Below are 25,797 nucleotides of genomic sequence, written 5' to 3'. Positions count from 1 at the left end.
TAGAGATTAAAATCTAGCAACCGAGTCTGGAGATGATCAGAAAAATCTTTTCCATAGTTAAAAAGAGATAGCTACGAAACAGGGGGAACCGGTCATGGAAATTGTTTTATCAGAAAAAAGCTACGAAATCATTGTAAAACGTCATGCGTTAGATTCTGTCGGCGAGTGGATCGCCTCGCTTTGGCAAAATAAAAAAATCGCAATCATCAGCGATGACCACGTATTTCCGCTTTACGGTGACAAAATCCAGCAACAATTAGCTGATTATGAAGTTTGCCACTATGTCGTACCTGCAGGAGAAAGCAGCAAATCATTGACAATGGCAAACAATCTTTATGATTTCTTAGCGGATCAGCAATTTACCCGCAGCGACGCAATCATTGCTTTAGGCGGCGGTGTCGTCGGCGACTTGGCTAGTTTCGTTGCATCGACCTATATGCGAGGGATCGCCTTTGTTCAAATACCGACATCACTATTGGCGCAAGTTGATTCAAGTATCGGCGGAAAAACTGCAGTGAATTCAAGCAAAGCCAAAAATATGATTGGGACTTTTGCACAACCGGAGGGTGTATTAATTGATCCAGAGACACTAAATACATTGCCTGAGCTTCGTGTTCGCGAAGGAATCGCAGAAATCATCAAATGCGGGGCGATCAGCGACATTTCGCTGTGGCAAGACCTTGAGAAACTAACAGGAGTCCAAGACCTTTTAGCTCACAGTGAAACGATTATTTTAAAAGCTTTACACGTTAAAAAAGCGGCAGTAGAAGCAGATGAATTTGATAACGGCACTCGTTTATTGTTGAATTTCGGGCATACGATCGGACACGCAATCGAAAATACTGCTGGATACGGAAAAGTTAGTCATGGCGAAGCCGTAGCAATCGGCATGATAAAAATATCGCAAACAGCTGAAAAAAAACAGCTCTCTCCAAAAGGAATCACAGCAGCCATTGAACAAATGAATCAAAAGTATCAATTGCCAACCGATTACCAACCTTGGGAAGCTGAGAAATTTTATACAGCAATCACACATGATAAAAAAGCACGTGGAGATAGTTTAAATATCGTCGTGCTGGAAGAACTCGGCAAAGCGTATATCAAAAAAATCAAATTGACTGAAATCCAAGACTTTTTAATAGAAGGGAAGTAGCTTATGCGTTACTTAACAGCTGGAGAATCACACGGACCAGAACTTACGACGATCATCGAAGGGGTTCCAGCAGGTTTGACACTTTCGATCGATGCGATCAATCATGAATTAGCGAAAAGACAGGGCGGTTATGGCCGTGGCGGACGGATGAAAATCGAAAAAGATCAAGTGCGGATCACCTCTGGTGTACGCCATAGCCAAACATTAGGCTCACCGATCACTATGATCGTCGAAAACCGTGATTGGAAAAACTGGCAGAAAGTCATGTCGGTTGAAGCAGTATCAGAAAAAGACCAGAAATTACGGCGGGTCGCAAAACCACGCCCAGGTCATGCCGATCTTGTCGGCGGGATGAAATACCAGCACAACGACTTGAGAAATGTGTTGGAACGTTCTTCTGCTCGTGAGACAACGATGCGAGTAGCTGTTGGCGCGATCGCTAAACAAATTTTAGCCGCTGTCGACATTGAAATCGCGAGTCACGTTGTGATATTAGGCGGGATTGAAGCGTCCATTCCAGAAAAATTAAGTGTTAAAGAGATCCAAGCAAAAACGGCAGCTTCAGAAGTCAACATGGTAGATGAAACGGTCGAAGCGGCAGTTAAGGAATTGATCGACCAAACAAAAAAAGCTGGAGATACGATCGGCGGTGTCGTTGAGGTTCGGACAGATAATGTACCGGCTGGTCTAGGCAGTTATGTTCAATGGGATCGCAAATTAGATGGAAAAATTGCTCAAATCATGTTGAGTATCAATGCTTTCAAAGGTGTTGAATTCGGTATCGGTTTTGAAGCGGCACGTCAGCCTGGCTCAAAAGTTATGGATGAAATCGTTTGGGAGGAAGGATACAGCCGTACAAGCAATCATCTAGGCGGTTTTGAAGGTGGCATGACAAACGGTGAACAAATCATCGTGCGCGGCGTTATGAAACCAATTCCGACGTTATACAAACCGCTGATGAGTGTTGATATCGATACAAAAGAACCGTATAAGGCTAGTGTGGAACGGTCTGACAGCACCGCCGTTCCAGCAGCTTCAGTCGTTGCGGAAAATGTTGTTGCTACAGTATTAGCCGAAGAACTGTTAGAACAATTTTCAGCTGATACGATCGCTGACTTGCAGCAGGCGGTAGCGCAATACCGTGAGACAATTAAGAATTTTTAAGAAAGAGGTACGTCTATGAAACAGCAAGTGATGGTCTTAGGACTTGGCTTGATCGGCGCTTCGCTTTGCAGAGCAATCAACAATCCGGCAATCGAATTGTTTGGCTGGGATTATTCATCAGAAACTTGTGAAATCGCTCGTGATGTCGGACTGGTTGATCAAATTGCTTCTATTGAAAGAGCACCTGAGATGGATATCATTATTTTAGCCGTACCCGTTCGTTCGACACTGCAATACTTGCAAAAACTGGCAGATCTTTCGTTGAAAGAATCAGTGATCGTCACTGATACCGGCAGTACAAAAAATGAAGTGATGGAATTAGCGAAAACACTGCCTTTTACTTTTATCGGAGGACATCCGATGGCAGGTTCGCATAAATCAGGGGTTAAAGCAGAAGACCCTGATCTTTTTGAAGAAGCGTACTATATTTTGACACCGCCTAAAGGCATCAAAACGGATCCTTTAATCAAATTATTAGAGCCGACCCGAGCAAAATTCGTAGAGCTTGAGCCTGAATCACATGATGAGATTGTTGGAGTGTTAAGTCATTTACCGCACATTGTCGCAGCTGGCTTAGTCAAAATGAGTGATCAGTTGGCGCTTGACTATCCGCGAGCAACACAACTTGCGGCAGGCGGGTTTCGAGATATTACTCGGATTGCTTCATCCGATCCGCAAATGTGGACAGATATCTTATTGACGAATCGTTCGATCTTATTAGACTTATTAAAAGACTGGCAAAAAGAAATAGCACTCATTCAAGAAAGCTTAATGCAAGAAGATCAGTCAGCAATCTATGATTTTTTTAGCGAGGCAAAACATTCTCGCGACCATTTACCTGCAAAAGATCGCGGAGTCATTCCAGCGTTTTATGATCTTTACGTTGATATTCCAGATACTGCGGGGGCGATTGCAGAAGTCATGACGCTTTTAAGTAAGGCAGATATTTCGATCGTTAACTTAAAAATCCAAGAAACCCGTGAAGATATTTACGGCGTTTTAGAACTCTCATTTAAAAATCAAACAGATTTAGAAAAAGGGCAATCGGTAATCGAAGAAGCAGATTTTCATTGTTGCAGAAGGAGTTAGACAAATGAAATTATTGGGAACAAAAGCTGGGATAAACGGTATGCTGACAGTGCCGGCAGATAAGTCAATTTCACATCGCAGTATCATGTTTGGGGCAATCAGTCAGGGAAAGACAACGATTCATAATTTTTTAAGAGCAGAGGATTGTTTGAGTACTGTCGCTGTTTTTAAAGCGTTAGGAGTCACGATCCATGATGATGGAAAAGACATTATTGTTGAAGGGGCAGGGTTTCAAAATTTACAAGCGCCTGAAAAAGCATTAGATGCCGGAAATTCCGGTACAACGATGCGTTTAGTATTGGGAATTTTGGCAGGACAGCCATTTACTTCAAAAATAGCAGGGGATGCTTCATTGAATCGTCGACCGATGGAAAGAGTCATGGGTCCGTTGCGAACGATGGGGGGAAGCTTGCAAGGAAATACCGGCAGTGAATTTCCGCCGATCGAAATCCAAGGCAGTGAATTATCAGCAATTACTTATGAGATGCCGATTGCCAGCGCCCAAGTAAAATCTGCGATACTCTTTGCGGCTTTACAAGCCAAAGGGATAACTACTATTATTGAAAAAGAGAAATCACGCAATCATACAGAAGAAATGATCAAACAATTTGGCGGAGAAATTTTAGTAGAAGATAAAAAAATCTCCGTACCTGGAGGTCAACAACTGGTAGGACAAGAAGTAACAGTCCCCGGCGATATCTCTTCAGCGGCTTTTTATTTAGTGGCAGCTAGTTTACTACCTGAAAGCGAGTTGCGTTTGAATCATGTCGGCGTCAATCCGACCCGTACTGGGATCTTAGATGTATTGGCTGAAATGGGAGGAGAGATCCAGCAATTAGCTTACGACTCGCAAAATCAAGCCGCAGATTTATTGATTAGATCCGCAGCGTTGAAGGCAGTGGAGATTTCAGGAGAAATCATTCCGCGTTTGATCGATGAATTGCCTATTGTTGCTCTAGCAGCAACACAAGCAGTTGGTACAACGATCATTTCTGACGCGCAAGAACTAAAAGTTAAAGAAACTAATCGGATCGATGCGACTGCTCAAGAATTGAACAAATTGGGAGCTAAGATCGAAACGACTGAAGATGGTCTGATCATTCACGGACCAACGCCTTTGCATGGCGGTGTTGTCGATAGTCATGGTGATCATCGGATTGGGATGATGTTGCAAATTGCCGCGTTGTTGACTGAAGAGATTGTCGAACTGAACAATCCTGAAGCAATCAATATTTCTTATCCTAACTTTTTTACTGACTTAAGTTTATTAATAAAGGAGAATGTCTAATGAAATCAATCGTCTTAATCGGTTTTATGGGAGCCGGAAAAACTACTATTAGTAAAGAACTTGCTGCTGCGCTGGAGGCTCGCGTAGTTGATATGGATGATGTCTTAGTTGAACGGATCGGACAGCCTATCAGTGAGTATTTTGAAGAACACGGTGAAGCGTCATTTCGAGAACATGAGACAAGTCTGTTAAAAGAAGCGCTAAATGAAGCGTCTGTTATTGCAACTGGCGGCGGCGTGATCTTGCAACAAGAAAACCAAAAAGTTCTATCAGATAAATTAGTTGTTTATTTAAAAGCGGACGCGAATGTTTTAGTTCAGCGAATTCGTGAGGACAAAATAAATGTTCGTCCCTTAGCGATCAAAAATGACGATGGCGACTTGAAGCGGTTGTTTTTCTCTCGAGAAAAACTCTATGAAAAATTAGCGAAGATCACGGTGGATACTTCTAAAAAATTACCGCAAGAAATCGTCAATGAAATCATGCAACAGGTTGCATCCTAATGAAAGTTGGCTATTTGGGACCAAAAGGGTCGTTTACTTACAGTGCGGCAGTTAATTTTTTTAAAGAGAGCGAATTATTTCCCTATGATTCTTTGACCGCATTGCTCGAAGAACAAAGAAAAGGCACTTTAGATTATTGTGTCGTTCCAATTGAAAATACGATCGAAGGTTCAGTGCTGCCGACATTAGATTTGATTTTTCAAACGTTGCCGACGATCCAAGCTGAAATCGTGTTGCCGATCCACCAACAGTTGATGGTCCATCCTGATCATGCTGAGACTTGGGAAGAGATAGAATTGATCTGTAGTCATCCGCAAGCTTTGGCCCAATCACAAATTTTTTTACTGAATCATTTTCCCACGGTCGATATCGAGCAAACCGGTTCAACGGCGCAAGGCGCAAAAAAAGTAGCCGATAATCCAGCAAAAAAATATGCGGCGATCGGTTCAAGAACAGCAGCAGAACAATTTGGTTTGACGATCGTTAAGGAGAATATCCAATCGATCAGCGAAAATGAAACACGTTTTTGGGTATTGGGTTCGCAGCCATTAGCTGGAAAGTTGCCTCAGAAAAAGCAAAAAGCGACTGTGCTGTGTGATTTAGCTTCGAATCAACCAGGGGCACTCTATCAATGTCTTGCGATTTTTTCGGCAGAGAAGATCAACTTGACAAAGATTGAATCTCGTACGCAAAAAACGAAGTTGGGCGAATACTTCTTTATTATTGATCTTGAAACACCAGAAGATCATAAATTGCAAAACGTACTAGCTCAATTAAAAGCGCAGAATGTCACGGTGACACTGATCGGGGATTATCCCACCTATCTTCCAAAATTAGGAAATCTTAGTTAAGGTTTTCTAATTTTTTTTTGGAAAAATAGGACAAAGGCCGAATGATTTGCTATTTTAATAAGGATAGCAATGAGATGAAGAGGTGCACTATGAGCCGGATGGACAAATACAAAAAGATCCACGAGGAAAGTCAAAAAGAAGATAAAAAACCGTTTAACTTTCGACGCGAACTGAAAAAAGACCCGCAGACCGATAACAGACCTGATTACGAAAAAATCAGATACGAAGAGCGCGAACAATTCCAGGAACCGCAAAACAATTATTACGAGGACCATTATCAGGAACCAACTCAGGAACAAAAAAAGAAGCGTTTTGCGTTTAAACGACCGAAAATCAAGAATCCGTTTAAACGAACGCCTAAAAATCCTTACGGGCAAAAGCCAAAAAAAAAGCGAAGCTGGCGGAAGAAACTGCTGATCCTTTTAGTCATACTGCTCGGCTACTCCGTTGTTGCCTTTGGTGTGGGAAATTTCGCGGCAAAGCACGATTCTTCAATGGCTAAAATCGAAACACAAGAATTTAATGGTGCAGAATCAGAAAATGGCACAAAAAATATCTTGCTCTTAGGCAGCGATACCCGTGATAATATTAGCGGACGTGCAGATTCGATGATGGTACTACAAGTTGATGGCAGCGGAAAACCAAAACTAGTTTCTTTCATGCGGGATATGTATGTTGAAATTCCAGGTGTTGGGCAGAATAAATTAAACGCAGCCTATGCATATGGCGGTGCAGATCTCGTTCGTCAGACTTTAAAGAGTAATTTTGGTATCGATTGCCGCTACTATGCGATGGTTGATTTCCAAACATTTGAAAAAGGCATCGACACACTTTTTCCTAGCGGCGTTCAACTTGACGCTGAAAAGGATATGAGTGCCTACATCGATGAACCGATCACAAAAGGACCGCAAAAAATGAATGGGCACACACTATTGAACTATGCGCGTTTTCGAATGGATGAAGAAGGCGACTTCGGTCGGGTTCGGCGTCAGCAGCAAGTCATGCAGACGGTTTTCGGTCAGTTGAAAAATCCGCTTGTATTATTGCGCGGACCGTACGCTGCTGGGAAAATTTGGGGGTATTTATCGACTGATATGTCAAATACTTTCTTATTTGGTAATTTATTCAATTTCGCAAAAGCAGTCGGCGGAATCGAACGTTTGACATTGCCGGTCGACGGCTCATGGACTTATATCGATACGGTGAATGCCGGCAGTGCACTAGCTGTTGATACCAATCAAAATGCACAAGCAGCACAAGAATTTTTGGGAGAGTAGCCGATTTTTGATTCCCATGAATCTATGAGTGTGCTATATTATATCTATTGTAAATTTTGATTGAAACGAGGAAGCGAGTATGAAATTAGCGATCGTGACAGATAGTACCGCTTATCTGAATGAACGTACGCGCAATCATAAAGATTTATTTGTTATTCCAATTCCGGTTATTATTGATGATCAGCCTTTTGAAGAAGGCGTAGATATTGGTTATGAGGAATTTTACCAAAAATTGAAAAGCAGCAAAGATTTCCCGAAAACTTCTCAACCTGTTCTCGGTGAAGTCTATGGATTGTATCACTCGATCAAAAAGCAGGGCTATGATACTGTCATCAGCATTCATTTGTCAGAAGGGATCTCTGGTTTTGTTCGAACGTTAACAGCGATTAAAGAAGACATTGCTGATTTGCAAGTAATTCCTTATGATTCGAAAATCACTAGCGTTCCGATGGGATATATGGTAGAAAAAGCATTGGAAATGGGCAATGAAGGAAAATCATTGGACGAAATACTAGCTGCGCTCGATCAGATCCGCGACACAACAAATGCGTATATCATTGTTGATGATTTAGATAACCTTGTGCGCGGGGGACGTTTGACGAATGGCGCGGCGATTATTGGCGGTTTATTGAAAATCAAGCCAATCTTAACATTCAAAGAAGGCAAGATCGTTTTGGCTGAAAAAATTCGTTCACTTAAAAAAGCGCTACAGCGGACAGAAGAAATTATTGAAGAACAGCGTCAAGAAAAAGGTGAAGATCTGCGGATATTTGTGATCCACGGCAACAATCCTGAGTTGGCGCAGCGAGAATACGAAAAGCTGAGTCAGAAGTACCCAGCGGCAATTATTGAGATTGGAACATTTGGTCCGGTCATCGGAACTCATTTAGGCGATAAGGCGATTGCGTTAGGCGTCGCAAAATAACAGTAAAAAGGTGTGTGGCAAGTCTTTTGTCACATGCCTTTTTACTGTTTTGAAGTGAGATAGTTGCAAAAAGTGGTGGAATTGCGTATCCTTTTTTCATCAGTAGTTTAGTAAGTTACTAAATGAGTAATTTACTAAAAGGAGGAAATTTTGATGAAGATACCAACGAATTTAAAACATAAACCAGTTTTTTTAGTAGAAGACTATGATAAAATTGATGGTCATAATGCTTGGGATAGTGACGCTAAAGGATTGACACTTGGCTTAGCACAGTGGAACGATCGCGGTCGGGTCGATATATCAGGAAAAGTTTGGCGCCATACAGGTGAAAAGTGGTCACGCCAATCAGAAGAATTGCCGATCACACGAATTTTAGATCTAGCTATTTTAGTAGCACAATCAAGCATTTATTTACAAGATGCGTATCGCTACGAAAAATTTTATGATCCAGAAGATCCTAAAGTCGATATTATTGGGTTGCAAGGCGGTCGGATGGAAGTCAAGGTCGATACTGAGAATCCAAAAATCGATGAGGACATCATTTTATTCAATGATACGATGAATAAAGACGGCGATATCATTGCGCAGCGTTATCGGACTCTGAAACGCTTGTTAGATGAATTGGGTTATTAAACGAAAACAACGAGGTGAGTGAAGATGGAGAAACCTTTTGTCGTAACAAAAGGTCGGCGTTTTACCAAAGTAGAAGAACAAATGATTTGGCACAAACCTGCAAGCCATAAAACAAGTCAAGAAGAACTTCGGATCGCTTCGGAAATCAAAAACAACTGGCTTGATCCTGAGATGAAAATCATGAACGTATTATTAGAAGGAGACGCAGGCTCAGGAAAAACCCAATTAGCTCGGGCACTTTCGGCCGATTTGCAGCTTCCTTATACTAAAGTTACTTGTTTTGCTGATATGGATAAGACAGATGTCTTTGGGGCACTCTTACCAGTTGTTGCTTCGGATAACGATGACGACCGAGAACTGTTAGAAGCAATTTATCAATCAGATTCATTGCAAGAAGTTTTAGCGGTGATAGCAACACATTTTCAACTTGATGCCAATCAAGCAAAGGAACGTTTGAGCAAATTGATTGAACGAATCGACCAAACTGAAACAGCAACCAGTGTCGACTATAAATTTTACCCTTCAGAGATCGTACGAGCAATGCAGAAAGGTTATTTGCTAGAGATTCAAGAGCCGACAGTTATTCGTGACGCCTCTGTCCTAGTTGCGTTAAACTCTGCGTTAGAACCAAACGGCTTGCTGAATATTCCGACAGGGATCATCCGTCGTCACCCAGATTGTGTGGTGGTGATCACCACCAATCGTAATTATCAAGGCAATCGACCATTGAATGAGTCACTACGCGATCGTATGCAGCATGCTGAAAAAATGGATCTGCCTTCGATTGAAGTAATGATCGAACGTGCGATCGCAAAAACGAATTTTACGGACCACGATTATTTAGAAATCATGGCGAAAATCATTCGATTGCTTGATGAAACAGCCAAAGCCAATGCAATCAAAGGTGTTGCAGGGATGCGCTCCTATTTTTTCTGGGTGAATAGTTTGAAACAAGGCCAAGACCCATTGGAAAGTATTTTTTCTAAAGTCTTATATAAATTGACTACCGACGAAACTGAGTTGACTATTTTACAAGCGGCATTAGAACAAAGTGGCCTTTTAAGCACGCTTCAACAAGTCAAGAACCAACAGAAAATGCGACAAGGTCGAAAGATCAGCCAAGCAGAAGCAGAGCAGCGTAACATCGTGGAAGAAGCCGAGTCCGCGACATTAAAAAATGCCTCTGCTGAAGAAGCTGAAGTCACTCAAGAAGATACAGTGTCTGAAGAGAAACCTATTTCAGAAAAAACAGCAACAATGGAGGTCCCGGAAGATGGAACGCCTTCAGATGCTGAGTCCAAAAGTGAGACGGCCTCGATCGATGAAGAAGACAAGCTCGGTTCAGCAATGTCGTTGGATGAATTGGCAGAAATCGATAAAGACAAACGGAAAGAATTGAATCGTGAAGTTCGAAAAATTTTGCAAGAGACGATCCATGCAAAAGAAGGAACAATCGTCCATCGGCCAAAAATCACAGAAAACGCCTTAGAACAAGGGCAGCTCTTAACACAAAAAGTATTGCCTGAAGTCGAGAGTCTAAGCCGAGTGATCAATGATTTGTTAGATAAAGAAGTCAGCAGTGATTTTTCCGGCGGGAAATATTACGGAGCTCGTTTTAATCCTAGTCATGTCGCTTATGGAGATTTACGAAACTTTGATAAAAAAAATCCGCCAAATGAACAGCCTTCTTTAGCATTAGCTGTCAGAGTCGATGAATCCGGTTCTATGTTACGGGATGATCGGATCGAAACAGCAAAATTAGCGGCGGTTGCCTTGAGTCTATTTGCCGAAAAAATTCAAATCCCTCTAATGTTATATGGCGATTCAGCAGACCTTAGTCAGCGTGAGAAGACGTCGATCTATTCTTATAAAGAATTTGACGATTCTTATGATTATCTGGCGGCAAAAATCGCTACAATGAAACCGCGTCAAAATAATCGTGACGGTGTTCCGTTGCGCTTATTAGCGGAGAAACTCAATCAGCAAACTGCCGATACTAAGTTATTACTATCAATCAGCGACGGACAACCTAAAGCTTTGCCTGATTATACTGGTGATAAGGCGAAACAAGATATTCAAACAGTCTTAAGCGATTACGAACGACAAGGGATTTTATTTATTGCTTGTGCGATTGGTGAGGACAAAGAGCAACTAAGAACACTGTATGGCGAAAATAATTTCGTGGATATTTCAGATATTTCGACGTTGCCGCAACAATTATTACAATTGATCGCCCGTTTTATTTAAGACAAAAAAAGTGAGATCAGAATTTCTGATCTCACTTTTTATTTTAATAAGTCGCGCGCGGTCCGCCAATATATTTTGGCCGGCTGCGTAATGCTGTTATATGAGCACCGCCTAATTCTTTGATCGATGGACGGACAGGTACTTGAACGTATTTTACATGCATCCCGATTGAAGTATCACCGATATCGATCCCAGCTTGAGCCACGATATGCTCGACCTCGACTGGATCAGAAAATTGTTCAAAAGCAGCAACTGAGCAAGATCCGCCAGCGTGCATTGCAGGTTTAACAGAAACGATTTCCCAATCTTTTTTTTCGGCAAGCGCACGTTCAACGACAACGGCGCGATTGATATGCTCACAGCCTTGAACAGCCAAGTAAATATCTTTAGGTTCAAGGATCGTTCTCAAAGTCTCAATCACCCATTGGCCAGTCTCTTGACTAGAGTTTTTTCCAATAGTTCCGCCGACAATTTCACTAGTAGTACAGCCTAAGACAAAGACATCTCCGGCCTTTAAATTTGCTGCATTCAGTACATCGTTAACGATGGTTGTTAAGTCTTGTTGTAATTCTTCTTTTTCCATTTTTTAAACTTCCTTCTATTTGTATTGGGGATGACGCAAAACTTTTTGTAACGCCTGGAAAAGCGGCAAAGTCACGGCAATCCCAAAAATATTTTGAACGGCATTACCTGGCAGAGATGCCAGTCCTGCAGCCCAGCCATAAAGCAGTGCTGTTGCTAAAGCATAGCCGATTATCATAAAAAGACTAGCAATTGAAAAGCCGAAAAACAGCCCTTTTTTGTTAGAAAACTTATTATAGAAGTAACCTAAAAGAAATCCTTGGAACCCGTGGATCACGATAGAGAAGATCGCCCATTCAGGATATCCGGAAATCAAATCGATTAATCCGCCGCTCAATGCGCCGACTAACAATCCGCCGGTTGGTCCAAAGAGCAGTGCCGAAGCATAGATCCCAACTTCACAGAGAGTCACAAATCCTTTCGTTGCCGGTATTGGAATAATAAACATAATAGAAAGGGTAACCGTTAATGCGACCATCATAGCTAATTTTGTCATTTCTTTTGTTTTCATACTTTTTCCTCCATCTCTACACACATTCTCCGTGCCAAACATTTCCTTCGCCATTGTTCAATAAAATACCGTTTTGAATACTTTGATAGACGAAATCTTTACTGTCTGTGACAGCTGTTTGTAATTCTTTGCCTAAAACTAGATTAGCAGTAATCGCTGAAGCAAAGGTACAGCCGGCACCATTGATCGTTGCCTTGTCCAGTTTAGGCTTTGAAAAAATTCTGTACGTTGTACCGTCATAATACAAATCAGAAGCTGAATCACCAGCTAAACGTTCGCCGCCTTTGATCACTACAGCTGGTGCACCTAAGTCAATCATTTTTTGCGCCGCTTGTTTCATCTGATCAAGCGTGGTGATTTCTTGTTGACTTAACAATTCGGCTTCTTTTAAATTTGGTGTAATGATCGTAGCAAAAGGGAATAAGTCAATTAGTCCGCTTCGATAGGCTTGGCTGTAAAGCTGATCCGTTTCTTTAAACGCCATTACTGGATCAAGTACGATTGGACCGGTAAAATCATGCAAAAATTCTTTCACGATTGAAAGAGCCGCAACATCATGGATCAGACCTAGCTTGATCCCAGATAAGCTAATCGTTTGTTTGATCGTCGCGAGTTGATCTTGCAATAACGCTGGCGGAAGATCATTGATTTCAAATTGATTATTTTTTACCACGGCGATACAAGTAATCGCAGTTAAACCAAATAAGTGGTAATTCTCAAATGTTTTCAGATCTGATTGCAGACCGCCGCCGGCTAACGTGTCGGATCCTGCAATTGTGAGTACAGTTTTTGTCATAGTTAAACTCCTTACTCTTTTTATTATAAAATGATCGTTAAAAAATAAAACAGCCAATTGGTTGTTTTATTACTCATCCAATTATAAGTGAAAATAGTTGTTCCATCTCATAAAATGCGTTAGCATACGGTGTGAGAGAAGGGGGAAAAGAGTTATGAAAATATTTATTGCTGGAGCAACCGGCCGCGTAGGCGAAGAGTTGACGAGTAAACTAGTTGAGCAAGGGCATTTTGTTTATGCAGGCGCACGACATGAGGAAAAATTAGCATCAAGTGATTCAGTTAAACCCGTACACTTGGATCTCCATGGAACAGTCTCAGAAATCGCAGAGATTTTAGCAGATGCTGAGGCGATTTATTTCGTTGCTGGTTCACGAGGTCAAGATTTGTTACAGACGGATTTGTTTGGTGCTGTGAAGTTGATGCAAGCTGCAGAACAAAAGAAAATCAACCGATATATTCATTTAAGCTCATTATTTGCCTTACAGCCTGAAAAATGGGGCACAGCGTTAACGGATTACAATATCGCAAAATTCTTTTCAGATAATTGGCTGATTGATAAAACTCAGTTGGATTATACGATACTTCAGCCGGGAGCCTTGCTGGAAACGACTGGAGATGGTAAAATCACCACGGATATCACTGGAAGATCCGAAAATTCGATTGAAAATGTTGCTAGCGTTTTAGCCGAACTTTTAAATCAAGAGAATACGATTCATAAAGTTATTTTGATGGGAGACGGCGAAACACCAATCGAAGAAGCACTTAAACAAGTTTAAAAAGAGCCATTCAGTGATTAAGCCTTGCTGAATGGCTCTTTTTACTGTTCTTTTATTTGCTGAAAAAAAGATTCTATTATTTTTAGTTTTTCGCGTCACTTAATGATAAAATAGGTGAGACTTAAGGAGTTAACCTAATGAATCTTCAGACTGTCAAGTTTGGAAGCGAAGAGGGGTTCAAATGATCCGAAAAAGAAAAATCGTGAAATATTATATAAAAAAACAAGGGCTCACGAAACAAGAAGCGTCTAAAACAGCGAATAAGACACAACCAGAATTTACGGAAGCGCGGAATGTCTATCTATCCATATTCAAGGAGACGAAACCGACTTTTGCAGATCGGACGGAACGAGAAAAAATCTTGCGAGTTTATCAAGTGTTCAGTTTGATTGCTTTGCTTTGCTATATTTTTTGGCTGTTTCTTAATGGTTATTTGGATCGTGCACGAGTGGCAGATAATTTTTTATTGATTATCTTATTAATCAATTTAGCAGTGATCAGTATTTTAAATGAAAAAATATCTGGAAAAATCCACGATCAAAAACTTAAAAAGTTATTTCACGAAGAACCCGAAGCCCTAAAAAAATTAATGCGGGTAAAAACGATCAAGCGAGATATCTTCCGTGCGGAGCATCGTGAGATCAAATTAGTAGAAAAACGCAAAGAAGTCGAATCCAACGAACCTGCGGAAAAACAAAATAGAATGATCGAAACAATCAAAAGAAGAATAAATCGAAAGAAATAGTTGCTGACTCTATAATAAAGCTGGCGGCTATTTTTTATGGGATAGTTAGCTGATAGGATCGTCCCTTGACATAACGGGCTAAAAATATCGCATATCCGATATAAACATAATTCCCTTCAAATACAGCCACTATGCTAATCGTCTTTAATAATTTTACCCTTACTTTTCATTCTATTTAAAGTTTCATACAGTGGAAAAAACAGGAGGATACGTATCAATGACTAATTTTTTCGATTTATTAAATTTGACCAGGGAACAAGAGAAAAATTTCTGGTATAAAAAGACAGTTTCAGCAAATACTACATTACTTTATGAAGGAGATGTAGCGGATAAGATATATTTTATTGAAAAGGGTGCACTTAGACTCTGGAATAATGATGATGGAAAAGATATTACCTTTCAATTTTTCTTTGAAGGACAAATTGTTGCATCTTATGAAAGTTTCCATCTAGAAAAACCTAGTATATTTTCCATTGAGGCTATTGAGAATACTGAATTGTTAATCTTAGACAAGGAAAAACTAAAACTATTGATGAAAGATTCACCTGATTTAATTTATTTCATGATGGATCAATTATCAGAACGGTTTATTGCTTATACAGATTATTTTTTATCAAGAATTAAAGAATCACCTGAAAAGAGATACGTTTCATTACTAGAAAAAAAGCCAGAATTAGTAAAACGTGTTGCAGACCAATACATTGCTTCCTTTCTGGGCATCACACCCGTCTCTTTAAGCAGAATTAAAAAAAGAATTATGTGATTGAATTATCTTTTGTTAATTACAGCCACTTGATTTCCTTATATTCTTTAATCAGAAAAAGATAAAGGAGAATCAGACATGAAAACATTAATTATATATAACCATCCTTACGAAGGAAGTTACAATCACGCAATTTTAGAGTCAGTAATAAAAGGAATAAAAAAAGCGCATGGAGACTATGAAGTCATTGATTTAGACAAAGAAAAATTTAACCCTATAATGACTTCGGCCGACTTATTAGGTTTTGTAAAGCACCAAGCGGTCGATCCCATGGCAATAAGCTATGCAGAGAAAATCAGAAAAGCAGATCATTTAGTCTTTATTTTTCCGATTTGGTGGGAGCTGATGCCAGCAATGATGAAAGGTTTTATTGATAAAGTGATCTATCCAGGTTTAACTTATGATTATAAAGAAAATGGATTAAGTATGAGTAGCCGGTTGAAAAAATTGAAGTCTACAACAGTTATTACGACAATGAATACCCCGAAAATTATGTATAAATTCACCTATGGAAATGCGGTTAAAAAAGCGCTGATAAAAGGAACCTTTAAAAAGACCGGTATGAAAAATATAAAATGGATAAGTTTAAATATGGTCAAAATGTCCACAGCGCAAAAAAGACAAAAATGGTTGGAAAATATTGAATATAAATTCGCAAAAATATGAACATGAGCTTCGAGATAAAGTAAAGAGATTTTGGTCATACTGTCTTTATGGGGGAACTCAGGTGTTCAATGGAGGAGAGAGGGAAGATGATAGTCAAAGAACATGACAAAATTTGGTATACTGAAAAGTATTTTTCCAATTACGCTAGTTGCTCGTGTCAAAAAATTTAAACGGCTGCAAACTAGACCATGCAAATTTATGTACATTATATGAACGCTGATTTTCAGAAAAAACACAAGTACAAATTAATGTGGTTTTTTTAACTGCAAGAGATAGCACAATTCGTTGATTATTTTCCAATTTTTCGAAACAATTAATATTATTTCGTATTTTTTGTTATGTAATATATAATGGATTAGTAGACAAAATATTACTTTCCACACTATGTAACAGAAATGATCGTTTTGTTACGGCAATTACATAACAAATACAACATTATAAAAAGGGATTAAAAGCTCCTTTTACTCTATTCCGCAATCGAGCCAGATTGTTTAAGAAACAAGAAAAGTAAGAAAAGAATAATTATTTGTGAAGACGATAATAAAAAGATCATTTGGTGGAGGTGTAGGATGAAAAAATCCGTGGTTAGAGCTCCTTCTTCAATCGGGCATTTTATCTCTGAAGAAGGAAAGAAAGACTTTCAAAATGCTTATGATGAGGCTATGGCGCTCCTTCCTAGTCCTAGAGAAATGAAAAATATTGAGACAACTTATGGCGTCGTTCGTGTCTATTTATTTACAAAAGAGGAGAATAAGCATAAAGAACCTATTCTATTACTTCCAGGGCGTTCTTCGTCAACACCAATGTGGGAACCAAATTTAAAAGGACTGGTGAAAGAAAGACCTGTTTATACGATTGATCTACTTGGGGAACCTGGTATGAGCGTTCAGGTGAATCCCATTAAAAACCAAAAAGATCAAGCAACGTGGTTAAATGAAGTCCTTATTGATTTAGGTTTGGAAAAAGTGCATCTTGTAGGCGTTTCAATCGGTGGATGGACAGCCATGAATTTAACCAGGTACTATCCTGAGCACATCTCTTCCATTAATTTATTGGACCCCGTCTTTGTATTTGCACCAATATCCCTAAAAATGATTGCTGCCTCTATTCCAGCATCCGTTTCTTTTGTACCTAAATTCATTAGAGAGAAAATGTTAAGTTATATTTCTGGAGGCGCAAAAGCAGACGAAGGGGATCCTATTGCTAAATTAATTGAGTCGGGAATGCGAAATTATAAACTAAGACTCCCAGCACCAGATCAATTCAGTGATGAGGATCTAATCACTATCGATCTTCCAATTTTCGCATTAATGGCAGAAAACAGTACGATGCATAACTCAGCAAAGGCTGTTAAGAAAGGGGAAAAGGTCGTCAAGAATATCAAAATTAAAAATTTCCCGAATGCTTCCCACGCAATTAATGGCGAATATCCTGAAATAATAAATGAAAAAATACTTGAATTTATAGAACAAAATTCTAATGACACTGACATTTTAAAATGATTAGCATAAATAAGGGAGAGGTTCGTTAACCCATAAAGGTGTATGGGCTCTTCAGGGGAATATTACGTTACCGAAGTAGTTTCTGATCTTTAGCAACTTAGTGCGAATGCAGTACGCAATAGAAAGGTTTGTACACCAACTATTTATAGCTGGATTTACAAAAAAGATCGTTCCTTTTGATATTAAGAAACTACGCGGCCGCAGAAAATGCTACAATATCAAGAATATACGGGTAAATCTGTGATGACAGCAATTAAACATTTAGTTGAACTGATTTCATATATTGTGACATTAATTAATTATATGATTCTATAGAAAATTTGGTTCAAGTTTGTAATTAAATTGTATGGGAATGCGGATTTTGAAGAATCATAATGGATCACTTTAGAAATAAATTCCTGAACGAACTAATTTCAATAATATTTCTCAAACTGAAATTGATCATGCTGAACATAATGCAATGCAAATTCGTAACCAATAAAATATTTGATTGAAAATCTTTACAATACAAGTTTAAGTTTAATATTGAGTATTCAAAATATTTCTATAACCAATCAAAATTAAACTTTTAGTTGAGTGATTGGTTATAAAATAGATAAAAACACATATTTTATAGAAAATAGATCATGACAAACTTGAGAAGGCACGAATAATAGCATGTAGTGATAATTTGTTATTTCGGTTAAATCCAGCGTTAACCTTTAGTATTTAACTTTTGTTAATGTATATTATGTAAACTAATATAAAAAATATAGTCACATTATAAAGTGTTTCTAACTTTTATCTATACTGTTGTCTAAAAACCTGTTAAGGTTCCTCTCCAGTTCAACATTAAACGCAATATTTATTAGATACCCAATTTCTAGCACTTAACTAATATTTTTGAAAAATAAAAAACAAAGTACTAATTAACAGCACTTTGTTTTTATGTTTAAGAAACTTCTGATTAATTATTTGGTATTTCGAATAACTCTGCTCGAAATATTCTATAGGATCAACTTTTTCAAATTCCATTCAGATTAATTTAGGCTTTCAAATACGAATCCTTTGCTAAAGCTAGACAACCAGTTATACCAGCATCATCTCCTAATTTTGGTGTAACAATATAGGTTGATAAATCTGGATATTTAACATACCCATTGATAAGCTTGTCAAATTGTTCTTGAACTTTTTTTCTTAAATGTTTTTGCTTCATAACGCCACCACCAAAGATAATTATTTGTGGTGAGAAAAGTAGAGTCGTATTGTACGCACATTGTGCAATATAATAAGCCTCAATATCCCATGATGAATCTTCTTGAGGTAGATTTTGTCCTTTAACTCCTGTTCTATTTTCGATAGCCGGACCTGCAGCCAATCCTTCTAAGCAATCATCATGGTACGGACAATTTCCTATAAATGTATCTTCTGGATGGCGTCGAACCGTAGCATGGCCCATTTCCGGATGGCTAAAACCTTCAATAAATCGCCCATCTAACAAGGCACCTCCACCAATGCCTGTTCCAATAGTATAATATACTACATTAGATAACCCTTTACCGTAACCTGCAATATATTCGCCATAGCAAGCAGCGTTTACATCAGTTGTCCAGACTACAGAAATATTATTTAATTGTTCTTTCAAATAGCCAACAAAATTAAAGTTTTCCCAAGCAAGTTTAGGCGTAGATGTAATAAAACCATAGGTTTTAGAATCTTTTTTAACATCAATCGGACCAAAAGATCCAATACCAATAGTTTTGACATTATCAAATTTATTGAAGAAATCAACAACAGAGCTCATCGTTTTTTCAGGTGTTTCAGTTGGGAATGATACCCGTTCAATTATTTTAAATTTTTCGTTTCCTACTGCACAAACAAATTTTGTGCCTCCTGCCTCGATCGCGCCATATAACATATTGGTTCACTCCTTTTAAGTTTTATGTTGTTTGACCTTGAATTAGTTTTACCGGTAATAGGTAATTTTTTTCAAGTTTTTTTTCTGGGTTTTGTATTCTTTGTAACAATAGATCTACTAAAATATCCGCATAATCGGCTATTGGTTGAGCGATCGTCGAAAGCTGGGGAAAATAATTCTGAATGAATTTAGTCCCATCATAACCAATAATTCTAATTTGTTCAGGAATTTTTATTTTTAACTGTTTGCACTGGTTATATACAAGGATAGCTGTTAAATCATCTGTACAAAACAAACTGTCAATGTCTTCCGTTTCTAAAATACGTTTGATCTCTAAATTTTTCAAGGTTGTTGATCTAGCCGTTGTCTGAATCTGGAAAATTTTAGGCTCTAATTCATGCTTCTCTAAAAAGCTTAAATATCCATTTAAACGAAAATTTGTAGGAGAATTGGATTCTTGTGAACCTGTTAAAATAGCAATTTTTCGTGAGCCTTTAACAAACAATGTTTCGGTAGCTAAATAACCACCTTGAAAATTATCACTACCGATAATCGGAATAGTATCAGCTAAATGACGATCAAATGAAACAATTGGTAGCTCGATGTCTTCATACTCTGTTATTCCTAGATTATGAGCACCAGCAATGATGCCATCTACTTTATTGGCTGCAAGCATATTAATATAATGACGTTCTTTTTCTTTGTTATTTGCACTATCACACAAAATAACACGGTAATCTAAATCAAATAATTTACCTTCGATTCTTTCAACAAGCTCGCCAAAAAAAGGATTTGCAACAGTTGGAAAAACAAGACCAATCAATTGTGTATTTTTACCTTGTAAGGAACGCGCTAAGGAATTTGGTCGATAATTCAGCTCTTTCATTGCTAAGTTTACTTTATCGATTGTTTTTTTACTTAAAGATCCATAATTATTAATAACACGAGAAACAGTAGTTGGTGAAACGCCAGCTTTTTTTGCTACATCGGTTAATTTGACCACCATGTTATTTCATCCTTTATTGGTTAGTTTTCCGTATTTGCCACATTTTCCCTTGATAGGTTCCTTCGCAATTCAAATGAATTCCTGTCTGATTTGTCTCCGGAAACACTCGCATTGTTGCAACTCTTTCACCTTTGTTTATGAAAACTTCCACAATCGAGGAATCTACAAATATTTGCAGATTTAAGGGTTTTTGTTCGACTGAAAATGAACGGATAAATCCATATTCTTCTCCGAAAATCGTCCCAGCCTTGCTACGGTCAATTGTAATTTTACCACGTTGTGAATCAAAATTAACCGTTAATCCCTGTTTTTGTTCTTTATCTGCACATAAAGTAATTGTCCCACATGAATGAGGTGCAAATGAAAGATTCAATTCATATTGATTTGTGTATGTTTCAAAAAAAGAATCGGATTTTTCATTAAGATCCACACCTTCACCTGTGCGTAATTCCTTCATTTCCGCAACAGGACGTTGATATAATTTTTTTTCTTTTATAATCAGCTCTTTAACGGTACTTAAACAATGTGCCCAATCTTCTTGATCAGTTGGATAATCAGTTTCTGGTAACCCCACCCAACTAATAGATAGTAATCGATTATCTGGTGCCTGAAATGCTTGTGTAGCGTATACATCAAAACCTTCATCCAGATTTTTTAGGGTGGTAGGATTAATTATTTTATTTGATTTATAATCGTAAGAATCACCGATAACGTAATTATTTGGATAAATATTTCTATAAGAACAAGTTTCTGGGTTTAAACCTTGAGGACAAAAAATAAGTAATGTAGCCTTTTCTGTTACTAACAAATTGGGACATTCAATCATAAAGCCCATTTCCTTATCAGTAAAATTCAATTCTCCACTCCATTGCCATGTAAGTAAATCAGAACTCTGATAAGTAAGTATTTTTCCTTTTTTTGACTCATCTTGAGCACCTATTGTCATCAAGTAACCGCCATTGTAGCGAAATACTTGAGGATCTCTAAATTCAGATGTGTATCCTGCCGGAGGTTCAGAAATAAGAGGAGATTTGATTTTTTGAACTACACCTAACGAATCCATCCATGCACCCAACTGATAGGAATGACGCCCCCACTCAGCGTCACGGACATTTCCTGTATATGCGAGAAATAACTTGTCCGAAACCGGCAAAGCAGTACCTGAATAGACACCATGACTATCGTATAAACTATCTGGAAATATTTTCGTACCTTCTTCTTTCCACTCTACTAAGTTATCAGAAGTTAAATGATACCAAGATTTTACGCCGTGAACAGCTCCCATTGGGTACGATTGATAAAAAACGTGCCATTGATTATTAAAAAATGAAAAACCATTTGGATCATTTAGCAAGCCGGTTTTGGGTTGGATATGATACCCTAACCGCCACTTAGAGTCAGCGATTTTCTCTTGGAGTAAGGTAAGATACATTTTATCCCATTCTTGATAAGGACGATATCGTTCTTCTTTAGTCCAATCTTTTTTTATAGCCATATGCACTCTCCTCGTAAGCGTATTCTTGCATACAGTTTAACTTCAAGAACAAAAAATGTCAAACGTTAATCAATTATAAACTCATATAAATCAAAATATTAACTTAATAATATTTATTTTTTGTCATACGTTTGACATTTTTCCGAAGGATGGTATACTTTGGGTGTAAAAAAGCGATTTCATTATTTTATCTTTTAAGCACAAACTAATGAACCTTATTAAAATCGCTTAAAAATTTTTAGGAGGAATGAGAATGAATTACAAAAAAGTGGCGGAGGAAATCAATCGAGCTCTTGGCGAAGACAATATTCAAGCAGCAGCACATTGTGCGACACGATTGAGGTTAGTTTTAAAAGATTCAAGCAAGGTAGATCAAAAAGCTTTGGACAATAACGATGCCGTCAAAGGAACATTTGAAGCCAATGATCAGTTTCAAATTATCATTGGAGCAGGTGATGTAGACAACGTCTACGATGAACTAATAAAAATAACTAATGTTAAGGAAGCATCCACCGCCGATTTAAAAGCAGTAGCAGCTAGTGGTAAAAAAAATAATCCTATTATGGCATTTATTAAAGTATTATCTGATATTTTTGTTCCTATTGTTCCAGCTTTAGTTGCCGGCGGTTTATTGATGGCGTTGAACAATGTATTAACTGCCCAAAATTTATTTGGACCTCAATCTGTTGTGGAAATGTTTCCAAACATAACTGATGTTGCTAGTATCATTAATTTATTGGCTTCTGCTCCGTTCGCTTTCTTACCCATCCTAGTTGGATTTTCTGCAACTAAACGTTTTGGTGGAAATCCTTATCTAGGTGCCGCTATTGGAATGGCAATGGTTATGCCTGATTTAATCAATGGATACGGTGTGGCCAATGCAATTGCAGATGGAAGCATGAATTATTGGCATATCTTTGGTATGAATGTTGCTCAAACGGGTTATCAAGGCTCCGTTCTCCCAGTATTAGTAGTTGCTTGGATCTTAGCAACATTAGAAAAATTCTTTCACAAACGAATTCCAAATGCTTTTGATTTTACCTTTACCCCAATGCTAGCCATTATTATTACTGGATTTTTAACATTTATTATTGTCGGACCTATTATGAGAATTGTATCCGATGGTCTAACTGAAGGGCTTGTTTGGTTATATAATACAACAGGCGCTATTGGTCTAGGAGTATTTGGTCTATTCTACTCACCTATTGTTATTACAGGACTACATCAAAGTTTCCCAGCAATCGAGACAACTCTGCTGGCCGATGTCGCGCGTACTGGTGGCTCATTTATTTTTCCAGTAGCCTCCATGGCAAACGTCGGTCAAGGTGCGGCAACACTTGCCATCATGTTGTTAACTAAAAATAAAAAACAAAAAAGTTTGGCAACTTCAGCGAGTATTTCCGCTATGCTTGGGATTACAGAACCAGCAATTTTTGGAGTTAACTTAAAGCTTAAATTCCCATTTATTTGTGGCATGATCGCTTCAGCAGTTTCTTGTATATTTATTGGCGCGCTTCATGTTTTATCGGTAGCCATGGGCCCAGCAAGTGTTATTGGATTTATTTCAATTACACCTAAATCTATTCCTTATTTTATGATTGGTATCGTAATAAGTATTTGTGTCGGGTTTATTACCACCTATGCTTATGGTAAACGTCATATGTCTGTTTTTGCGGATGATGATACTAGCGTTGCTAAAGTGGTTACTAAAATCAATGCAGACCCTGAAGTAAGCATTGTTCAAGACGAAGTATTAACCGCTCCTATCAAAGGAACTCCAATTTCTTTAAAAGACGTCAACGACCCTGTCTTTGCACAAGAAATGATGGGAAAAGGAATTGCGATAATTCCAGAAAAAGGAATTATCTACGCTCCTGCTGATGGAGAATTAACAGTCTTATATGATTCAAAACACGCTTATGGACTAAAAACAGTACATGGTGCAGAAATACTGATTCATATCGGAATTGATACAGTAAAATTAAGTGGAAAACACTTTGAAACGAATCGAAAATACGGAGACTTGGTGAAAAAGGGTGACATTTTAGGAACTGTTGATTTAGACGCAGTAAAAAAAGCTGGCTTTGATCCAACGGTAATGATGATTATTACTAATACTAACGATTATAAAGCGGTTGAAGCAATTAATACGGTAAGTGTAGATGGCGACCAAGATTTATTGGCATTAAGTGCGTATTATGAAAACTAATTGGTGGAAAAAGGCAACAATCTATCAGATTTATCCACGTAGTTTTCAAGATACTAACGATGATGGTATTGGTGATCTTCAAGGTATTATTCAGCATTTAGATTATTTAGAATTTCTAGGAATAGATGCAGTTTGGCTAAGTCCGATATATCAATCCCCTAATGAAGATAATGGCTATGATATCAGTGATTATCAGGTAATCAATCCAGAATACGGAACGATGAATGATGTGGAAACACTAATTAAAAAGGCAAAAAAAAGGAATATCAGGATAATCATGGACTTAGTTGTAAATCATACTTCGTCAGAACATCCCTGGTTTCAATCAGCAGTCCATGATCCAAAAAGCGAATTTCATAATTTTTATATTTGGAGAAAGAGCTATGATGAAAAACCGCCAAATGACCTTCAATCAAACTTTGGCGGTTCTGCTTGGACCTATGTTCCAGATCTTGGAGAATACTACTTTCATTTGCATGCAAAAGAGCAGCCAGATTTAAACTGGGAAAATCCTAGTATGCGTCAAGAAATTTACCGCATGATGAACTTCTGGATAGAAAAAGGTGTAGGTGGATTTCGTTTAGATGTCATTGATTTAATTGGTAAAGAACCTGATCAATCGATTACTAAAAACGGTCCCAAGCTTCATGAATTATTGCAAGAAATGAATCGATGTACATTTGGAAATTATGACTTGGTTACAGTTGGTGAAACTTGGGGAGCAACTCCAGAAATTGCTCAACTTTATTCAAATGAGTCCAGGGATGAATTATCGATGGTTTTTCAATTTGAGCATATTAATTTAGATAAGCAAGTTGGTAAACGAAAATGGGATCTAAAAGAACTTGACCCCAAAGAGCTACATCAAGTTTTTTCAAAATGGCAAACAGAATTAGCTGACAAAGGCTGGAATTCATTGTTTTGGAATAACCATGATTTGCCTCGAATCATTTCTCGTTGGGGTAATGATCAGGAATACAGAGTCCTCAGTGGTAAGATGTTAGCCATATATCTTTATTTTCTTCAAGGCACACCTTACCTTTATCAAGGAGAAGAAATCGGGATGATAAATTACCCTGTAGAGTCCATTGATGAAGTTAACGATATTGAAAGCCGTAGAATGTATGATGAACGTATAAATTCAGGATATACGAAAGAGGAAATCATTGCATCTATTAATGTCAAAGGACGAGATAATGGTCGTCACCCCATGCATTGGGATGATTCTAAACAAGCGGGTTTTACAACAAGTATTCCTTGGCTACCTGTTGGAGATTCAAGTGAAATTAATGTAGCAACTGCTTTAGAGGATCAAACTTCATTATTTTATACGTATAAAAAACTAATTCAGTTTCGAAAAAAGTTCCCTGTGATTACGGAAGGATCATTCGAAAGTATCTCAACTGGAGACACAGCGATTTTAGCCTATATACGTAGATATAAAGAAGAAACATTGTTAGTTGTTGTTAATTTTTCAAATGAGTCAGATCATTTTTTATTGGACTCAACACAACAAATCAAAGAAATTTTGATTCATAATTATGAAAAAGAAATTAGTCAGACTCTTCTTCCATATGAGTCTTATGCAGTTTTATTAAAGTAACGAGAAAAAACTTTAAAATGAATTATGAAGCGATCCAAAAAGTTAGACTGAAAATCTAACTTTTTGGGTCGCTTTACTATAATGGTACTTTTTCAGTCTCTCAGTGTTTATTTT

At 38.0% G+C, this 25,797-nt stretch carries 23 protein-coding genes; 17 read left to right on the top strand and 6 right to left on the bottom strand.

What is annotated here, in order from left to right; all coding sequences use genetic code 11:
- The first annotated feature begins 94 nt into the window (after positions 1-94).
- The 10 genes from aroB (at position 95) to FFM63_RS00910 (ending at position 11,130) form a co-directional block, all read left to right on the top strand.
- On the top strand, positions 95-1,153 hold the full coding sequence (aroB, locus tag FFM63_RS00955; protein ID WP_137608472.1) for a 3-dehydroquinate synthase: 1,059 nt from the start codon (positions 95-97) through the stop codon (positions 1,151-1,153).
- A 3-nt stretch (positions 1,154-1,156) separates the two neighbouring features.
- On the top strand, positions 1,157-2,317 hold the full coding sequence (gene aroC, locus FFM63_RS00950) for a chorismate synthase (protein ID WP_137608471.1): 1,161 nt from the start codon (positions 1,157-1,159) through the stop codon (positions 2,315-2,317).
- 15 nt (positions 2,318-2,332) lie between these two features.
- Positions 2,333-3,406: a prephenate dehydrogenase gene (locus FFM63_RS00945; RefSeq protein WP_137608470.1), complete on the top strand. Its 1,074-nt coding sequence runs from the start codon at positions 2,333-2,335 to the stop codon at positions 3,404-3,406.
- A 4-nt stretch (positions 3,407-3,410) separates the two neighbouring features.
- Entirely contained in the window at positions 3,411-4,694 is a 1,284-nt protein-coding gene (aroA, locus tag FFM63_RS00940; RefSeq protein WP_137608469.1) for a 3-phosphoshikimate 1-carboxyvinyltransferase, read from the top strand.
- Positions 4,694-5,197 (top strand): shikimate kinase, encoded by a 504-nt coding sequence (locus tag FFM63_RS00935; RefSeq protein ID WP_137608468.1) that lies wholly within the window; start codon positions 4,694-4,696, stop codon positions 5,195-5,197. Before aroA ends, FFM63_RS00935 begins: the two co-directional genes overlap by 1 nt.
- On the top strand, positions 5,197-6,048 hold the full coding sequence (gene pheA, locus FFM63_RS00930) for a prephenate dehydratase (protein ID WP_137608467.1): 852 nt from the start codon (positions 5,197-5,199) through the stop codon (positions 6,046-6,048). The genes FFM63_RS00935 and pheA overlap by 1 nt, the downstream gene beginning before the upstream one ends.
- Before the next feature lie 89 nt (positions 6,049-6,137).
- A complete protein-coding gene (locus FFM63_RS00925; RefSeq protein WP_137608466.1) occupies positions 6,138-7,325 on the top strand; it encodes an LCP family protein in 1,188 nt (395 codons plus the stop codon).
- 79 nt (positions 7,326-7,404) lie between these two features.
- Positions 7,405-8,250: a DegV family protein gene (locus FFM63_RS00920; protein ID WP_137608465.1), complete on the top strand. Its 846-nt coding sequence runs from the start codon at positions 7,405-7,407 to the stop codon at positions 8,248-8,250.
- Positions 8,251-8,403: 153 nt separating this feature from the next.
- Positions 8,404-8,883, top strand: a complete 480-nt coding sequence (locus tag FFM63_RS00915; RefSeq protein WP_137608464.1) for a DUF6530 family protein — start codon at positions 8,404-8,406, stop codon at positions 8,881-8,883.
- A gap of 24 nt (positions 8,884-8,907) precedes the next feature.
- Complete coding sequence (locus tag FFM63_RS00910) at positions 8,908-11,130, top strand: AAA family ATPase (RefSeq protein WP_137608463.1); 2,223 nt, start codon at positions 8,908-8,910, stop codon at positions 11,128-11,130.
- A 43-nt stretch (positions 11,131-11,173) separates the two neighbouring features.
- Here the strand turns inward: FFM63_RS00910 and FFM63_RS00905 are convergent, their stop codons facing one another.
- From FFM63_RS00905 to FFM63_RS00895, 3 genes are read right to left on the bottom strand one after another with little or no spacing between them, the layout of a single operon-like run.
- A complete protein-coding gene (locus FFM63_RS00905) occupies positions 11,174-11,713 on the bottom strand; it encodes a TIGR01440 family protein (RefSeq protein ID WP_137608462.1) in 540 nt (179 codons plus the stop codon).
- Positions 11,714-11,728: 15 nt separating this feature from the next.
- A complete protein-coding gene (locus FFM63_RS00900) occupies positions 11,729-12,223 on the bottom strand; it encodes an ECF transporter S component (protein WP_137608461.1) in 495 nt (164 codons plus the stop codon).
- A gap of 16 nt (positions 12,224-12,239) precedes the next feature.
- The gene (locus FFM63_RS00895) at positions 12,240-13,019 is read right to left on the bottom strand and encodes a bifunctional hydroxymethylpyrimidine kinase/phosphomethylpyrimidine kinase (protein ID WP_137608460.1); all 780 of its coding nucleotides are present in this window, start codon (positions 13,017-13,019) and stop codon (positions 12,240-12,242) included.
- Between the two features lie 154 nt (positions 13,020-13,173).
- Here FFM63_RS00895 and FFM63_RS00890 point away from each other — a divergent pair, with 154 nt between their 5' ends.
- The 5 genes from FFM63_RS00890 (at position 13,174) to FFM63_RS00870 (ending at position 17,473) form a co-directional block, all read left to right on the top strand.
- Positions 13,174-13,797 (top strand): NAD(P)H-binding protein, encoded by a 624-nt coding sequence (locus FFM63_RS00890; RefSeq protein ID WP_137608459.1) that lies wholly within the window; start codon positions 13,174-13,176, stop codon positions 13,795-13,797.
- A gap of 181 nt (positions 13,798-13,978) precedes the next feature.
- Entirely contained in the window at positions 13,979-14,542 is a 564-nt protein-coding gene (locus FFM63_RS00885; RefSeq protein WP_137608458.1) for a hypothetical protein, read from the top strand.
- A gap of 217 nt (positions 14,543-14,759) precedes the next feature.
- Positions 14,760-15,305: a Crp/Fnr family transcriptional regulator gene (locus FFM63_RS00880; protein ID WP_137608457.1), complete on the top strand. Its 546-nt coding sequence runs from the start codon at positions 14,760-14,762 to the stop codon at positions 15,303-15,305.
- Between the two features lie 78 nt (positions 15,306-15,383).
- Positions 15,384-15,971, top strand: a complete 588-nt coding sequence (locus FFM63_RS00875) for an NAD(P)H-dependent oxidoreductase (protein ID WP_137608456.1) — start codon at positions 15,384-15,386, stop codon at positions 15,969-15,971.
- Between the two features lie 569 nt (positions 15,972-16,540).
- Entirely contained in the window at positions 16,541-17,473 is a 933-nt protein-coding gene (locus tag FFM63_RS00870; RefSeq protein WP_212741162.1) for an alpha/beta fold hydrolase, read from the top strand.
- 1,024 nt (positions 17,474-18,497) lie between these two features.
- Here the strand turns inward: FFM63_RS00870 and FFM63_RS00865 are convergent.
- The 3 genes from FFM63_RS00865 to FFM63_RS00855 are packed head-to-tail and all read right to left on the bottom strand — an operon-like array spanning position 18,498 to position 21,871.
- Positions 18,498-19,370: an ROK family protein gene (locus FFM63_RS00865; RefSeq protein WP_137608455.1), complete on the bottom strand. Its 873-nt coding sequence runs from the start codon at positions 19,368-19,370 to the stop codon at positions 18,498-18,500.
- A 22-nt stretch (positions 19,371-19,392) separates the two neighbouring features.
- On the bottom strand, positions 19,393-20,376 hold the full coding sequence (locus FFM63_RS00860) for a LacI family DNA-binding transcriptional regulator (protein WP_137608454.1): 984 nt from the start codon (positions 20,374-20,376) through the stop codon (positions 19,393-19,395).
- Positions 20,377-20,389: 13 nt separating this feature from the next.
- A complete protein-coding gene (locus FFM63_RS00855; RefSeq protein WP_137608453.1) occupies positions 20,390-21,871 on the bottom strand; it encodes a sucrose-6-phosphate hydrolase in 1,482 nt (493 codons plus the stop codon).
- 253 nt (positions 21,872-22,124) lie between these two features.
- Here FFM63_RS00855 and FFM63_RS00850 point away from each other — a divergent pair, with 253 nt between their 5' ends.
- Both FFM63_RS00850 and FFM63_RS00845 read left to right on the top strand, forming a co-directional pair.
- Positions 22,125-24,080 (top strand): sucrose-specific PTS transporter subunit IIBC, encoded by a 1,956-nt coding sequence (locus FFM63_RS00850; RefSeq protein ID WP_137608452.1) that lies wholly within the window; start codon positions 22,125-22,127, stop codon positions 24,078-24,080.
- Positions 24,070-25,683, top strand: coding sequence for a glycoside hydrolase family 13 protein (locus FFM63_RS00845; RefSeq protein ID WP_171000168.1), 1,614 nt, complete (start codon positions 24,070-24,072; stop codon positions 25,681-25,683). Before FFM63_RS00850 ends, FFM63_RS00845 begins: the two co-directional genes overlap by 11 nt.
- The last annotated feature ends 114 nt before the right edge of the window (positions 25,684-25,797 follow it).

The sequence above is a fragment of the Enterococcus pingfangensis genome (assembly GCF_005405205.1).
GTDB lineage: Bacteria > Bacillota > Bacilli > Lactobacillales > Enterococcaceae > Enterococcus_A > Enterococcus_A pingfangensis.
Note: the sequence above shows the minus strand (reverse complement) of the source record. Positions and strands in the feature narration are given on the sequence as shown.